Annotated in this window: 16 protein-coding genes; all 16 read left to right on the plus strand. The window is 60.6% G+C overall.

Annotation, left to right across the window (positions count from 1 at the left end; genetic code table 11):
• Positions 1–134: 134 nt before the first annotated feature.
• The 16 genes from GOW60_RS01205 (at position 135) to nuoF (ending at position 13,759) form a co-directional block, all read left to right on the plus strand.
• Positions 135–1,661: an AMP-binding protein gene (locus tag GOW60_RS01205; RefSeq protein ID WP_171227946.1), complete on the plus strand. Its 1,527-nt coding sequence runs from the start codon at positions 135–137 to the stop codon at positions 1,659–1,661.
• Positions 1,658–2,134 (plus strand): hypothetical protein, encoded by a 477-nt coding sequence (locus GOW60_RS01210; protein ID WP_171227947.1) that lies wholly within the window; start codon positions 1,658–1,660, stop codon positions 2,132–2,134. The genes GOW60_RS01205 and GOW60_RS01210 overlap by 4 nt, the downstream gene beginning before the upstream one ends.
• Positions 2,131–3,735 carry a carboxyl transferase domain-containing protein gene (locus GOW60_RS01215; RefSeq protein ID WP_171227948.1) on the plus strand — a complete coding sequence of 535 codons (1,605 nt, stop codon included), beginning with the start codon at positions 2,131–2,133 and terminating at the stop codon, positions 3,733–3,735. The genes GOW60_RS01210 and GOW60_RS01215 overlap by 4 nt, the downstream gene beginning before the upstream one ends.
• A 1-nt stretch (position 3,736) precedes the next feature.
• Positions 3,737–4,162, plus strand: a complete 426-nt coding sequence (locus GOW60_RS01220; RefSeq protein WP_171227949.1) for an ASCH domain-containing protein — start codon at positions 3,737–3,739, stop codon at positions 4,160–4,162.
• A 5-nt stretch (positions 4,163–4,167) separates the two neighbouring features.
• Positions 4,168–6,102 carry an acetyl/propionyl/methylcrotonyl-CoA carboxylase subunit alpha gene (locus GOW60_RS01225; protein WP_171227950.1) on the plus strand — a complete coding sequence of 645 codons (1,935 nt, stop codon included), beginning with the start codon at positions 4,168–4,170 and terminating at the stop codon, positions 6,100–6,102.
• 78 nt (positions 6,103–6,180) lie between these two features.
• Entirely contained in the window at positions 6,181–7,032 is an 852-nt protein-coding gene (locus GOW60_RS01230) for a hydroxymethylglutaryl-CoA lyase (RefSeq protein ID WP_171227951.1), read from the plus strand.
• A gap of 1 nt (position 7,033) precedes the next feature.
• A complete protein-coding gene (locus tag GOW60_RS01235) occupies positions 7,034–7,816 on the plus strand; it encodes a crotonase/enoyl-CoA hydratase family protein (protein ID WP_171227952.1) in 783 nt (260 codons plus the stop codon).
• Positions 7,817–8,010: 194 nt separating this feature from the next.
• The gene (locus GOW60_RS01240) at positions 8,011–8,376 is read left to right on the plus strand and encodes an NADH-quinone oxidoreductase subunit A (RefSeq protein WP_068335558.1); all 366 of its coding nucleotides are present in this window, start codon (positions 8,011–8,013) and stop codon (positions 8,374–8,376) included.
• Positions 8,367–8,900 carry an NADH-quinone oxidoreductase subunit B family protein gene (locus tag GOW60_RS01245; protein WP_171227953.1) on the plus strand — a complete coding sequence of 178 codons (534 nt, stop codon included), beginning with the start codon at positions 8,367–8,369 and terminating at the stop codon, positions 8,898–8,900. Before GOW60_RS01240 ends, GOW60_RS01245 begins: the two co-directional genes overlap by 10 nt.
• 11 nt (positions 8,901–8,911) lie before the next feature.
• The gene (locus GOW60_RS01250; protein ID WP_171227954.1) at positions 8,912–9,517 is read left to right on the plus strand and encodes an NADH-quinone oxidoreductase subunit C; all 606 of its coding nucleotides are present in this window, start codon (positions 8,912–8,914) and stop codon (positions 9,515–9,517) included.
• Positions 9,517–9,690 carry a hypothetical protein gene (locus tag GOW60_RS01255; protein ID WP_010442775.1) on the plus strand — a complete coding sequence of 58 codons (174 nt, stop codon included), beginning with the start codon at positions 9,517–9,519 and terminating at the stop codon, positions 9,688–9,690. The genes GOW60_RS01250 and GOW60_RS01255 overlap by 1 nt, the downstream gene beginning before the upstream one ends.
• A 1-nt stretch (position 9,691) precedes the next feature.
• Entirely contained in the window at positions 9,692–9,814 is a 123-nt protein-coding gene (locus GOW60_RS21300) for a hypothetical protein (protein ID WP_256367742.1), read from the plus strand.
• Positions 9,814–11,037 (plus strand): NADH-quinone oxidoreductase subunit D, encoded by a 1,224-nt coding sequence (locus GOW60_RS01260; protein WP_171115034.1) that lies wholly within the window; start codon positions 9,814–9,816, stop codon positions 11,035–11,037. The genes GOW60_RS21300 and GOW60_RS01260 overlap by 1 nt, the downstream gene beginning before the upstream one ends.
• Entirely contained in the window at positions 11,037–12,194 is a 1,158-nt protein-coding gene (locus tag GOW60_RS01265) for an NADH-quinone oxidoreductase subunit E (protein WP_171227955.1), read from the plus strand. Before GOW60_RS01260 ends, GOW60_RS01265 begins: the two co-directional genes overlap by 1 nt.
• A 32-nt stretch (positions 12,195–12,226) precedes the next feature.
• Positions 12,227–12,448, plus strand: a complete 222-nt coding sequence (locus tag GOW60_RS01270; protein WP_171115038.1) for a DUF5337 domain-containing protein — start codon at positions 12,227–12,229, stop codon at positions 12,446–12,448.
• Between the two features lie 12 nt (positions 12,449–12,460).
• A complete protein-coding gene (nuoF, locus tag GOW60_RS01275) occupies positions 12,461–13,759 on the plus strand; it encodes an NADH-quinone oxidoreductase subunit NuoF (protein ID WP_152458587.1) in 1,299 nt (432 codons plus the stop codon).
• Positions 13,760–13,764: the final 5 nt, after the last annotated feature.

A 13,764-nucleotide genomic window follows, 5' to 3' on the forward strand; every position in this document is an offset into this window, starting at 1 on the left:
TCTTGCCTTTGGTTATGTTGATGCTCTTGGTTTCGCAAAGGCGGTGTCCGGCCACTCTGATCTGCATCAAGTTTGCGTGATGTGTCCGCCCAAGGTCAGGTCGCGAAGCATCAGGAAAACAAGGGGAATTCGCCTTGTTGCACGCTGAGCGCATACCGGGTTTGCGCTCAGGAGGAGGCTGGGACATACCGGACTGGCTGAACATGGCGCAGCAATGCCTGGACCATCCGGGTGATCAGGTGGCGCTGATCGATCTAACCGGAACAGGGCAGAGGCTGATAACCTATGGGCAACTGGCGCAAATGGCTGATGGGATCGCCCGCGCGCTGCTGGCCCGCGTCCGGCCCGGTGATCGGGTCGGAGTGCTGCTGAGCCAGTCACCCTGGTGTGCGGCAGCTCATCTGGCGATCTGGAAGATCGGCGCGATTTCGGTGCCCTTGTTCAAGTTGTTCAAGCAGGATGCGCTGCGGTCGCGGGCGGGCGATGCGGGCGTTCAGATCGTGCTGACCGATGCCGAAGGGGCGGATCTGCTGGGCGATCTGGCTGAACCTCTGATCGCATCCGAAATTGGCGTGGCGGGTCCAGCGCTGCCCTATGCCGCGACAGGGCCCGAGGATCCTGCCGTATTGATCTACACCTCTGGTACAACCGGCAGCCCGAAAGGCGCACTGCACGGGCACCGGGTTCTGACCGGGCATGTGCCGGGTGTCTCGATCAGCCACAATCACCTGCGCGAAGGAGACTGCCTGTGGACCCCGGCGGATTGGGCGTGGATCGGCGGGTTGTTCGATGTGCTGATGCCGGGCCTTGCGCTGGGCATTCCGGTTGTCGCGGCGCGGCTTGAGAAGTTCACCCCCGAAGCCTGCGCCGAGATCATTGCGCGGGGCGGGGTGCGGAATGTGTTCTTTCCGCCAACTGCCCTGCGGATGCTCAAGGCGGCGGATCAGGCGATCCCGGGTTTGCGCTCGGTCGCGTCCGGGGGTGAGCCGCTGGGGGCCGAGATGCTGGCCTGGGGCCAAGGTGCGTTTGGTCTGACGATCAACGAATTCTACGGCCAGACCGAATGCAACATGGTCGTATCCTCCTGCGCCGAGGATTTCCCTGTTCAATCCGGTTGTATCGGCAAGCCGGTGCCCGGGCATGAAGTCGCGGTGATCGACGGTGACGGCAACCCGACCAGCGAGGAAGGCGATGTTGCCATCCGGCGGGGTTCGGCCTCGATGCTGCTGGAATACTGGAACAATCCGCAAGCGACGGCCGAGAAGTTCCGGGGTGACTGGCTGATCACCGGAGACCGCGGCGTGTGGGAAGGCGACTATCTGCGCTTTGTCGGACGGGATGATGACGTGATCACCTCGGCCGGATACCGCATTGGCCCGGCCGAGATCGAGGATTGCCTGCTGACCCATCCGGCGGTGGCCACCGTGGGCGTGGTCGGCAAACCTGACAAGCTGCGGACCGAGATCGTGAAGGCGTATGTGGTGTTGAAACCGGGGGCCGAGGCCACGGGTGCCGAGTTGCAGGGTTGGGTCAAGGACCGTCTGGCGCATTATTCCTATCCGCGCGAGGTGGCATTTCTGGAGGAACTGCCGATGACCGTGACGGGGAAGGTGATCCGCAAGGAGTTGAAGGCCCGTGCGGCGGGGGAGGTTCATGAATGAAACAACTTCTGACACTTTGTGTTGTGGCCTTTGGTGCTGTCCCTCTGGTTGCCGCTCAGGAAACGCAAGAAAGACTGGATGTCCCGACTTGGTTCGATAAATGCACGGCGCTTTCTAGCGCCCCCATAGCAAACGAAATGGATACTCGGTGTATGTCTTCGGCATATGATTACTGCGAACTTGGACATCCGCCCGTGGAAAGGCGCGTTTGTATTGAGAAATTGAACGCTCATCTTCTGGCAAAAACCAAAGAAATCGCGGAGGGCTTGCCTGATCAAGTGGCAGGTTTGAGCGGCTTTAAGAAATGGTCTTACCCGCGTCGTTTGGAGGAATTCAGAAACGATGAATTTGATAGGGACTGCTCTCAGATGACAGAGTTTATGTGTGAGACTTTTAATATCGTAGTGCGATGGAGCGCAGCCAGAGAACTTGAACGATTGTCAGATGCGCCAGGAGGATCAGAAGCAGAATGAAACTCACATCCAAAGCCATGCCCACCTCCGAGGGCTTCAAGGCCAACCGCGCAGCCCATCTCGACGCGCTGGCGCAGATCTCTGAGGCCGCCGAGGCCGCGCGCATGGGCGGGGGTGAGAAATCGCGCGACCGCCATGTGTCGCGGGGCAAGATGTTGCCGCGCCGGCGGGTGGCGAACCTGCTGGACCCAGGGTCTCCGTTCCTCGAAATCGGCGCGACGGCGGCTCATGGGATGTATGGCGATGCCGCGCCCTGCGCCGGCGTCATCGCGGGCATTGGACTTGTGCAGGGGCAGCAGGTCATGGTGGTCTGCAACGACGCCACCGTGAAAGGCGGCACCTATTATCCGATGACGGTCAAAAAACACCTGCGGGCGCAGGAGATTGCCGAGGAAAACCATCTGCCCTGCATCTATCTGGTCGATAGTGGCGGCGCGAACCTGCCCAGTCAGGATGAGGTTTTCCCCGATCGCGACCATTTTGGCCGCATTTTCTACAACCAGGCGCGGATGAGCGCGAAGGGTATCCCTCAGATCGCTGTGGTCATGGGCTCCTGCACGGCCGGTGGGGCTTATGTGCCCGCGATGTCCGATGTGACGATCATCGTCAAGGAACAGGGCACGATCTTTCTGGCCGGCCCCCCTCTGGTCAAGGCCGCGACGGGCGAGGTCGTCAGCGCCGAAGATCTGGGCGGCGGCGATGTGCACACGCGCCTGTCCGGCGTCGCCGACTATCTGGCCGAGGATGATGCGCACGCGCTGGCTCTGGCCCGTCGGGCGGTTGGGTCACTCAATCGCCGCAAGCCGCAGACGGTGGACTGGGCCAGCCCCGAAGATCCGGCCTATGACCCCGAGGAAATCCTGGGCGTTGTCCCTGCTGATCTGCGCACGCCCTATGACATCCGTGAAGTGATTGCGCGTCTGGTCGATGGGTCTCGGTTCGACGAATTCAAACCGCGCTTCGGCGAAACGCTGGTCACGGGGTTTGCCCATGTCAAAGGCTGCCCGGTTGGGATCATCGCCAACAACGGCGTGCTGTTTTCCGAGGCGGCGCAGAAGGGTGCCCATTTCGTCGAGCTGTGTTCGCAACGCAAAATCCCGCTTGTGTTCCTGCAAAACATCACCGGGTTCATGGTCGGTCGCAAATACGAAAACGAAGGCATCGCGCGGCATGGGGCCAAGATGGTGACGGCGGTGGCCACGACGTCGGTGCCCAAGATCACGATGCTGGTCGGCGGCTCGTTCGGGGCCGGGAACTATGGCATGGCCGGTCGTGCCTATCAGCCGCGCTTTCTGTGGACTTGGCCGAATTCGCGCATTTCAGTGATGGGCGGGGAACAGGCCGCTGGCGTTCTGGCCACCGTCAAACGCGACGGGATAGAACGGCAGGGTGGAACATGGTCCGCCGAAGAAGAGGCCGAGTTCAAACGCCCGACGCTGGATATGTTCGAGGAACAGTCGCATCCGCTCTACGCCTCGGCGCGGCTGTGGGATGACGGCATCATTGACCCGCGCAAAAGCCGCGATGTGCTGGCCCTGTCGCTCAGCGCCGCTCTGAATGCCCCGATCGAGGAGACACGTTTCGGCGTGTTCAGGATGTGAGATGAGCGAGAGTTTGAAAGACATAATAGCCCGCTATCCCGGTGCACAAACCTTCAAATTCGGCGACAACCCCGTGCTGAGTTCAGAGCTTCTGGCCTTGGTCCGTTCTGGCCGTAAAACAGCGACCTGCGACGCGCTCAGAAACTATCCTGATGACAGCCTTGAGATGCCCAAGTCCGGTCGCTGCGATATTGCGCTGAACTGGGATGACACTCCGGCGTTGGTCATTGAAACCGTTGATGTTTCGATCCAGCGTTACTGCGATGTGACCGAGGAATTCGCCTTGGCGGAAGGTGAAAATGAAACGCTTGAAGGATGGCGGGAAGATCATCGTCGATATTTCCAGCGAAACGGCGGCTTTGATCCCGAGATGAAACTCGTGTGCGAACGGTTCCGTCTCGTCGAAGATCTGGCATTGGAAGGGTGAAGGCCATGTTCAACAAAATTCTGATTGCCAACCGGGGTGAGATCGCCTGCCGCGTCATGGAAACGGCCCAGTCCATGGGCGTGTCCTGCGTTGCTGTTTATTCCGATGCGGATGCAGCCGCAAAACATGTTCAGATGGCGGATGAGGCGGTTCATATTGGCGGCCCCGCCCCGGCGGACAGCTATTTGAAGGGTGATGTGATCATTCAGGCCGCGCTGGACACCGGCGCTCAGGCGATCCATCCGGGGTACGGCTTTCTGTCCGAGAACCCCGATTTCGTGGATGCCGTGCAGGCGGCGGGGCTGACGTTCATCGGCCCCTCGGCGGATGCGATCCGCAAGATGGGTCTCAAGGACGCGGCCAAGGTTCTGATGGAGAAGGCCGGCGTTCCGGTCGTGCCCGGCTATCACGGCGACAATCAGGACCCCGAGCATCTGGCAGGTGCGGCGGATGCCATCGGCTATCCGGTTCTGATCAAGGCCGTTGCGGGCGGCGGCGGCAAGGGGATGCGCCTTGTCGAACGCCCCGAGGATTTCGCGCCCGCTCTCGACAGCGCGCAGGGTGAGGCCCGGACCGCCTTCGGCAATGATGCCGTGCTGGTCGAAAAATTCGTGGCCAAACCCCGCCATATCGAAGTGCAGGTGTTCGGCGATGGTACTCACGCCGTGCATCTGTTCGAAAGGGACTGCTCGTTGCAGCGCCGCCATCAGAAGGTGATCGAAGAAGCCCCCGCCCCAGGCATGACGTCTGAAATGCGCGAGGCTATGGGTCAGGCGGGTGTGCGCGCCGCCGAGGCGATCGGCTATAAAGGCGCGGGCACGGTCGAATTCATCGTCGATGCCTCTGACGGGCTGCGCCCCGACAGGTTCTGGTTCATGGAAATGAACACGCGCCTTCAGGTGGAACACCCGGTGACAGAGGCCATCACGGGGATCGATCTGGTCGAGTGGCAGCTTCGCGTGGCCGCAGGCGAGAGCCTTCCCAAGAAACAGGATGATCTTGCGATCTCTGGCCATGCCTTCGAGGCTCGTCTGTATGCCGAGGATGTGCCGAAAGGGTTCCTGCCCGCGACGGGAACGCTGACGCATCTGGTTTTCCCCGACAATTGTCGCGCCGATAGCGGCGTTCGCGCCGGGGACACGATCAGCCCGTGGTATGACCCGATGATCGCCAAGGTGGTGGTGCATGGATCGACGCGTGCCATTGCACTTGAGACGTTGAACCGGGTGCTGCAACAGACCGAAGTTGCGGGTACCGTTACCAATCTGGCCTTTCTGGGCGCGTTGACGCGTCACGATGGATTTGCCTCGGGCGATGTCGATACGGGGCTGATCGGGCGGGACCTTGAAACGTTGGTGCAGGAACCCGAGCCGTCGGATGTTACCGCAGTCGCGGCTGCGATGACGGCATTGGATTTGGTGGATGTCGATCCGGAAACCGGGTTTTCGCTGTGGGCGCCGCTGCATCGCGCCGTGCAATTGTCCCGTCGCGACGACGTGCTGGATCTGGATGTGCAGGTCGATGGGCCGGATCGCCAGATTTGGCAGGTTGGCGAAAACCGTGTCGTTGCGGACCGCACTGCCGGGCGCTGGGTGTTGAACGGCACTCCGATGCCTCGCGTTGCCGCACATAACGGGACCCTGACGGTTTTCACCGATTACGGTCAGAGCTTCGACGTCATCGATCCGCTGGACCGCGATGCCAGCGCGACCGGCGACACCAATGTGATCGAGGCGCCTATGCCCGGTCTGGTCAAAGCCGTCTTCGCCACGGCGGGGCAAACCGTACGGGAAGGCGATCGTCTGGCCATTTTGGAAGCGATGAAGATGGAACATTCGCTGCTTGCGGCGCGGGACGGGATCGTTGCCGAAGTGCTGGTCGAGGATGGTTCGCAGGTCGAAGCCGGGGCTGCCCTGGTGAGGTTGGAGGACGAAGCTTGATCTGTACCCGCGCAACGCGGCGTGCCAAGGTCAGACGATATTTGCTTGAAACGACGACAATCCAGAAGGGGGGCGGACATGGGTGAGCTGGTCGAAATCTATGAGGTCGGGCCACGCGACGGGCTGCAAAACGAAAAGCGCGAAATACCGGTCGCGGCCAAGATCGCCTTGATCGACTGTCTCAGCCGTGCGGGGTTTCGCCGGATCGAAGTTGCAAGCTTCGTGTCCCCGAAATGGGTGCCGCAGATGGCGGGTTCCGCTCAGGTGCTGGGGGGGATCACGCGTGCGAATGGGGTGCGCTATGCCGCGCTGACGCCGAACATGCATGGCTATGGCGACGCGCTGGCGGCCAAGGCGGACGAGATCGCCGTGTTCGCCTCGGCCTCCGAAGGATTCTCGAAGGCTAATATCAATGCCTCCATCGCCGAGTCGATCGAGCGGTTCACGCCGATTCTGGAGGCGGCGCGCCATATCGACCTGCCGGTTCGTGGCTATGTCTCATGCGTGACGGATTGCCCGTATGACGGTCCGACGCCGCCCGAAAAAGTGGCTGAGGTTGCTGATCGGCTTTTCGCGCTGGGCTGTTACGAGGTTTCGCTGGGCGACACGATCGGGCAGGGAACTCCGGACAAGGTTGCACATATGCTTTTGGCTGTTCGCGAGAGGGTTCCGGTGACGCGGCTGGCGGGGCATTTCCATGACACCAACGGGCGCGCGATCGACAACATTGATGCGGCATTGGCGCTGGGCGTGCGGGTGTTCGATGCAGCCGTGGGCGGGTTGGGCGGTTGCCCCTACGCCCCGGGTGCGGCCGGTAACGTGGCCACCGAGGACGTTGCGGCGCATTTGCAGCGGCTGGGATACGAAACTGGCCTGGATATCGACGTCATTGAAGAGGCCGCGCAGATGGCCAGGGCTTTGAGGGGCTGACATGTTTGAAACGATCACGATCTCGACGGATATGCGCGGTGTCGCGACGCTCACCCTGAACCGGCCGGAAAAACACAATGCCATGTCGGGGCAGATGATCATGGAATTGACCGAGGCCGCATCGCAACTTGGTCAGGATGACGCGGTCCGAGCGGTCGTTCTGGCCGCGGCGGGCAAGACGTTTTGTGCCGGCGGTGATCTGGGGTGGATGCAGGACCAGATGGCGGCTGACAAAAAGACGCGTTTTGTCGAGGCGCGCAAGCTGGCCGAGATGTTGCAGGCTCTGAACACGATGCCAAAGCCTCTGATCGGGGCGTTGCAGGGCAATGCCTTTGGGGGCGGGGTGGGCATGGCGGCCGTGTGCGATGTCGCGATCGGGGTCGGCAGTCTGAAGATGGGGTTGACCGAAACGCGCCTGGGGCTGATCCCCGCAACAATTGGCCCCTATGTCATCGCCCGCATGGGCGAAGCCCGCGCGCGCCGGGTGTTCATGTCTGCCCGTTTGTTTGATGCGTCCGAGGCCGTTGGTCTGGGCCTGCTGGCGAAAACCGTTTCGGCAGATCGGCTTTCGGACGCGGTCGAGGACGAAATTCGCCCTTATTTGTCTTGCGCGCCCGGGGCGGTTGCCTCTGCCAAGGCGCTGGTACGCGCTCTGGGTCCGCGCATCGACGATGCCGTGATCGATCAGACCATAGGCGAGTTGGTCGAGCGCTGGGAAACACAAGAGGCACGCGAAGGGATCGCGGCGTTTTTTGAAAAACGAAAACCTGCATGGAATAAGTAGGTTTTACCAGGTTCCGCCAAGCCAAAGTCAAACGCCGGTGCTGCGATTCTATGCCGCGCTGTCAAACGCAGGTTTGATCGCGAAGGGGGCTGTGTTCGGTTGACCCTCTGACCCCGCAGAGATAGAGAATGTCCAGTCAACACGCCAATTGACGGCGCACCCGACAAGACATGTGCGCAGGAAAGGAGCTATTCGTGGAAGACCTGCTGCGGGAGTACCTCCCGATTCTGGTGTTTCTGGCCGTTGCCGTGGGCCTTGGGATCGTCTTGATTCTGGCCGCCGTCGTACTGGCCGTCCGCAATCCCGACCCCGAAAAGGTCAGCGCATATGAATGTGGTTTCAATGCCTTCGACGATGCGCGGATGAAATTCGACGTCCGATTCTATCTGGTTTCGATTCTGTTCATCATCTTCGATCTAGAGATCGCTTTCCTGTTTCCCTGGGCCGTGGGCTTCAGAGACATCAGCGATGTCGGGTTCTGGTCCATGATGGTGTTCCTGGGTGTTCTGACCATCGGCTTTGCCTATGAATGGAAGAAAGGGGCGCTGGAATGGGAGTGATGACAGGTGCCAACACTGCCGGTGTCGACAAGGAAGTCGCCACCGAGGCCCTGAACGCCGAGTTGCAGGACAAGGGTTTCCTGCTGACCTCGACCGAAGACATCATCAACTGGGCCCGCACCGGCTCGTTGCACTGGATGACCTTTGGACTGGCCTGCTGCGCGGTTGAGATGATGCATACCTCGATGCCACGTTATGATGCGGAACGGTTCGGCATCGCGCCCCGGGCGTCTCCGCGCCAGTCGGACGTGATGATCGTGGCGGGAACGCTGACCAACAAGATGGCGCCCGCGCTGCGGAAGGTCTATGACCAGATGCCCGAGCCGCGCTATGTGATCTCGATGGGCTCCTGCGCGAATGGCGGGGGGTATTACCACTATTCCTATTCCGTCGTGCGTGGCTGTGACCGGGTTGTTCCGGTGGACATCTACGTGCCCGGCTGCCCTCCGACTGCTGAGGCACTGCTTTACGGTCTGATGCAGTTGCAACGCAAAATCCGCCGTACCGGCACAATTGTCCGCTGAGGAGAGAGCTGATGAGCGAAGCACTCAAGGAACTCGGCGCACAGCTGGAAATCAAACGCTCTGATTGCGTTCTGTCATGGGACGTGACCCATGGCGAACTGAACGTGGACGTGGCACCGTCGAATCTTGTGGAATTCGTCGAATTCCTGAAATCCGACCAGAGCTGCAAATTCTCGACGCTGGTGGATATCACTGGCGTGGATTACCCCGAACGCGCCAAACGGTTCGATGTGGTCTATCACTTTCTGTCGATGTACCAGAACCAGCGCATCCGGCTGCGAGTCTCGATCCGTGAAGAAGACATGGTGCCGTCCATCGTTGACGTGCACCCCTCGGCCAACTGGTTCGAGCGTGAGGTGTTCGACATGTTCGGCATCCTGTTCTCGGGTCACCCGGATCTGCGGCGCATCCTGACGGATTATGGATTCCGCGGCTACCCGCTGCGCAAGGATTTCCCGACTACCGGCTATACCGAGGTCCGCTATGACGAGGCGCAAAAGCGCGTAGTCTACGAGCCCGTCAGCTTGGTGCAGGAATACCGTCAGTTCGATTTTATGTCCCCTTGGGAGGGTGCGAACTACATTCTGCCGGGGGATGAGAAACAGGGGACAGAATAATGGGTGGCATCTGGTGGTTGATCCTGTCTGCACTGACCATCATTCCGATGGTAAAGATTTTACCGTTTTTCGGGATCAACAAATACTGGTGTCTGCTGTGTCTGGTTCCCTTTGGCACGATCGCCCTGCTGTGGTGGGTCGGGCTGAAACTGCAAGAGTTGGAGCGCCGCTGAGATGATGGGTGAGTTGATCATTCTGGGCGCGTTGGGGGTTCTTCTGGCCGGGGCCGCAGCCAAAGCGGCCGAGGCGGAAAAGGTTCGGGTTCGGGCCGATGCGAAAAAGAAACGAGGGCGTTGATGGACGGCTCAAGATACGATGACGGCAGCACGGACGCGCTGAGCGGAGAACAGAAGATCCGCAATTTCAACATTAACTTCGGCCCGCAACACCCTGCGGCGCACGGGGTTCTGCGCCTTGTGCTCGAGCTCGACGGTGAGATCGTCGAACGCTGCGATCCGCATATCGGCCTGCTGCACCGCGGCACCGAAAAGCTGATGGAAAGCCGGACCTATCTGCAAAACCTGCCGTATTTCGATCGTCTGGATTACGTGGCGCCGATGAACCAGGAACATGCCTGGTGTCTGGCCATCGAAAAGCTGACCGGGGTCGAGGTGCCGCGCCGGGGTTCGCTGATCCGGGTTCTGTATTCCGAGATCGGCCGCATCCTGAACCACCTGCTGAACGTGACCACGCAGGCGATGGATGTGGGCGCGCTGACCCCGCCGCTCTGGGGTTTTGAAGAGCGTGAAAAGCTGATGGTGTTCTACGAGCGTGCCTGCGGGGCTCGCCTACACGCGGCCTATTTCCGCCCCGGTGGTGTGCATCAGGACCTGCCGCCGGAACTGCTGGACGATATCGAGGCCTGGAGCCACGAATTCCCCGCCGTTCTGGACGACATTGACGGTCTGCTGACCGAAAACCGCATCTTCAAACAGCGCAACGCCGATATTGGTGTCGTGACTGAAGATGACATTCAGAAATACGGTTTCTCGGGCGTGATGGTGCGCGGGTCGGGCCTTGCATGGGACTTGCGCCGCGCTCAGCCCTATGAATGCTATGACGAGTTTGAATTCCAGATCCCCGTCGGCAAAAACGGCGACTGTTATGACCGCTATTTGGTGCGCATGGAAGAGATGCGCCAGTCGCTGTCGATCATCCAGCAGGCCATCGTCAAAATCCGCGAATGCCCCGGTGACGTGCTCGCGCGCGGCAAGATCACCCCGCCGAAACGCTCGGACATGAAGACCTCAATGGAAAGCCTGATCCACCACTTCAAGCTGTATACCGAAGGCTTCCACGTTCCCGCAGGCGAGGTCTATGCCGCGGTCGAAGCCCCCAAGGGCGAGTTCGGCGTCTATCTGGTCGCCGACGGCACCAACAAGCCCTACCGCGCCAAGCTGCGCGCGCCCGGTTTCCTGCACCTGCAAGCCATGGACCACGTCGCCAAAGGCCACCAGCTGGCCGACGTCGCCGCCATCATCGGCACCATGGATGTCGTATTTGGAGAGATTGACCGCTAATGCTCCGCCGTCTTCATCCCGAACAACCCGAAAGCTTTGCCTTCACCGCTGCCAACCAGCAATGGGCCGAAGCGCAGATCACCAAATACCCCGAAGGCCGCCAGGCCAGCGCGGTCATTCCGCTGCTGTGGCGCGCGCAAGAGCAGGAGGGCTGGCTGAGCCGCCCGGCGATTGAATCCATCGCCGACATGCTGGGCATGGCCTATATCCGCGTACTCGAAGTGGCGTCCTTCTACTTCATGTTCCAGCTGCAACCAGTTGGATCTGTGGCGCATATTCAGGTCTGCGGCACGACGTCCTGCATGATCTGCGGGGCCGAAGATCTGATCGCGGTCTGCAAGGAAAAGATCGCCGCGAAGCCGCATGAACTTTCTGCCGATGGCAAGCTGAGCTGGGAAGAGGTCGAATGTCTCGGTTCCTGCACCAACGCGCCAATGGCGCAGATCGGCAAGGATTACTACGAGGATCTGACCGCCGAGAGCTTTGGCAAAATCCTCGACGATCTGGTGGCGGGCAAGGTGCCGACGCCCGGTCCTCAGAACGGGCGTTACGCGGCCGAGCCGTTGAAGGGACTTTCCAGCCTGTCCGAATATGAAGCCGGCAAGCCGAAATACAACGCAAGTGTTGAGCTGGCGACAGAGCTTGGGGACACGGTCAAGCGTATCGACGGAACCGAAGTTCCGATACTGACACCGTGGCTTGGCAAGGATGGCAAAGCCGAAGCTTCCGGTTCCGCTCCTCAACCGCCGAAAAAGCCGGAACCCGGCAAGACGGCGGCACAACAGAGTGGAACCAAAAAATCGACCCATACCGAACCGGCATCTCCCGAGGGCGCTGCGGCAAAGACGGATGGCCAGGACGTTCAGGAGACCCAGCCTAACACTCTAACCGCGGCACGCGACGGCAAGGCCGATGACCTGAAACTGTTGAAAGGCGTCGGCCCCAAGCTGGAAGAAACGCTGAACGAGCTGGGTTTCTACCACTACGACCAGATCGCGGCCTGGACGCCCGAACAGGTGGCCTGGGTTGATGCGCGTTTGAAATTCAAGGGCCGGATCGAACGCGATGGCTGGATCGAGCAGGCGGCCAAGCTTGCTGCGGGTGAGGAAACCGAATTCGCCAAACGTGCCAAAGAAGACGGCACATACGAAGACTAAGAGACGGTGCCCGTTCCGGGCTTCGGGGGAAGATGGACAAGGACAAGGAACAGGCCATAGCCCGCAAGGGTCGACATATCGGGGTGGTCATCGCCGTGACCATGCTGATCTGGCTTGCGATGAACCTGTTCATTGGCCCCGCGCTGGGTTTGACGACCCGGCATGCGCTGCTGTTTGATTTCGCCGCTCTGGCGGGTTTCATCTATGCGGGCGTCAACATTTTTCAACTCTGGCGCATGCGTCAGGACAGCTGAAGGTAACACGCGATGCTGAAGGATCAGGACCGGATCTTTACCAACATCTACGGGATGCATGAACGCACGCTGAAAGGTGCGCAGGCCCGCGGGCATTGGGACGGCACTGCTGGCCTGATTGAAAAAGGGCGCGACTGGATCATCCAGACGATGAAGGATTCCGGGCTGCGCGGACGCGGCGGCGCGGGTTTCCCGACTGGTCTCAAATGGTCGTTCATGCCCAAGGAAAGCGACGGGCGCCCGTCCTACCTGGTGGTCAACGCGGACGAATCCGAACCCGGCACCTGCAAAGACCGCGAGATCATGCGCCATGATCCGCATACGCTGATCGAGGGCTGCCTGATCGCGTCTTTCGCGATGAACGCCCACACCTGCTACATCTATCTGCGCGGTGAGTACATCCGCGAACGCGAGGCGTTGCAAGCCGCGATTGACGAGGCCTATGACGCGGGTCTGCTGGGCAAGAATGCCGCCGGCTCGGGCTGGGATTTCGACCTGTTTCTGCACCACGGCGCCGGCGCCTATATCTGCGGCGAGGAAACCGCGCTGATTGAAAGCCTCGAAGGTAAGAAGGGCATGCCGCGGATGAAGCCGCCGTTCCCCGCGGGTGCGGGTTTGTATGGCTGCCCGACGACCGTGAACAACGTCGAATCCATCGCCGTCGTGCCCACGATCCTGCGCCGTGGCGCGGATTGGTTCGCAGGTTTCGGCCGCCAGAACAACGCGGGCACCAAGCTGTTTGCGATCTCGGGTCACGTCAACAACCCCTGCGTGGTCGAAGAGGCGATGTCAATTTCCTTCGAGGAGCTGATCGAGACCCATTGCGGCGGCATTCGCGGCGGCTGGGACAATCTGCTGGCCGTGATCCCCGGTGGATCCTCGGTTCCGTGTGTGCGCGGTGAGAACATGCGCGACGCGATCATGGATTTCGATTATCTGCGCAACGATCTGGGCTCGGGGCTTGGAACGGCGGCGGTGATCGTAATGGACAAGTCCACCGACATCATCAAGGCGATCTGGCGCCTGTCGAAATTCTACAAACACGAAAGCTGCGGCCAGTGCACGCCCTGCCGCGAAGGCACCGGCTGGATGATGCGGGTCATGGACCGCCTAGTGCGCGGCGAGGCCGAGCTGGAAGAGATCGACATGCTGTTTGATGTGACCAAACAGGTGGAAGGTCACACGATCTGTGCTCTAGGCGATGCGGCCGCTTGGCCGATCCAGGGCCTGATCCGGAATTTCCGCGAAGAAATCGAAGACCGCATCAAGGCTCAGAAATCGGGCCGTATGGGTGCGATGGCGGCGGAGTGATCGGG

It is taken from the genome of Ruegeria sp. HKCCA4008 (genome assembly GCF_013033125.1).
Lineage (GTDB): Bacteria > Pseudomonadota > Alphaproteobacteria > Rhodobacterales > Rhodobacteraceae > Ruegeria.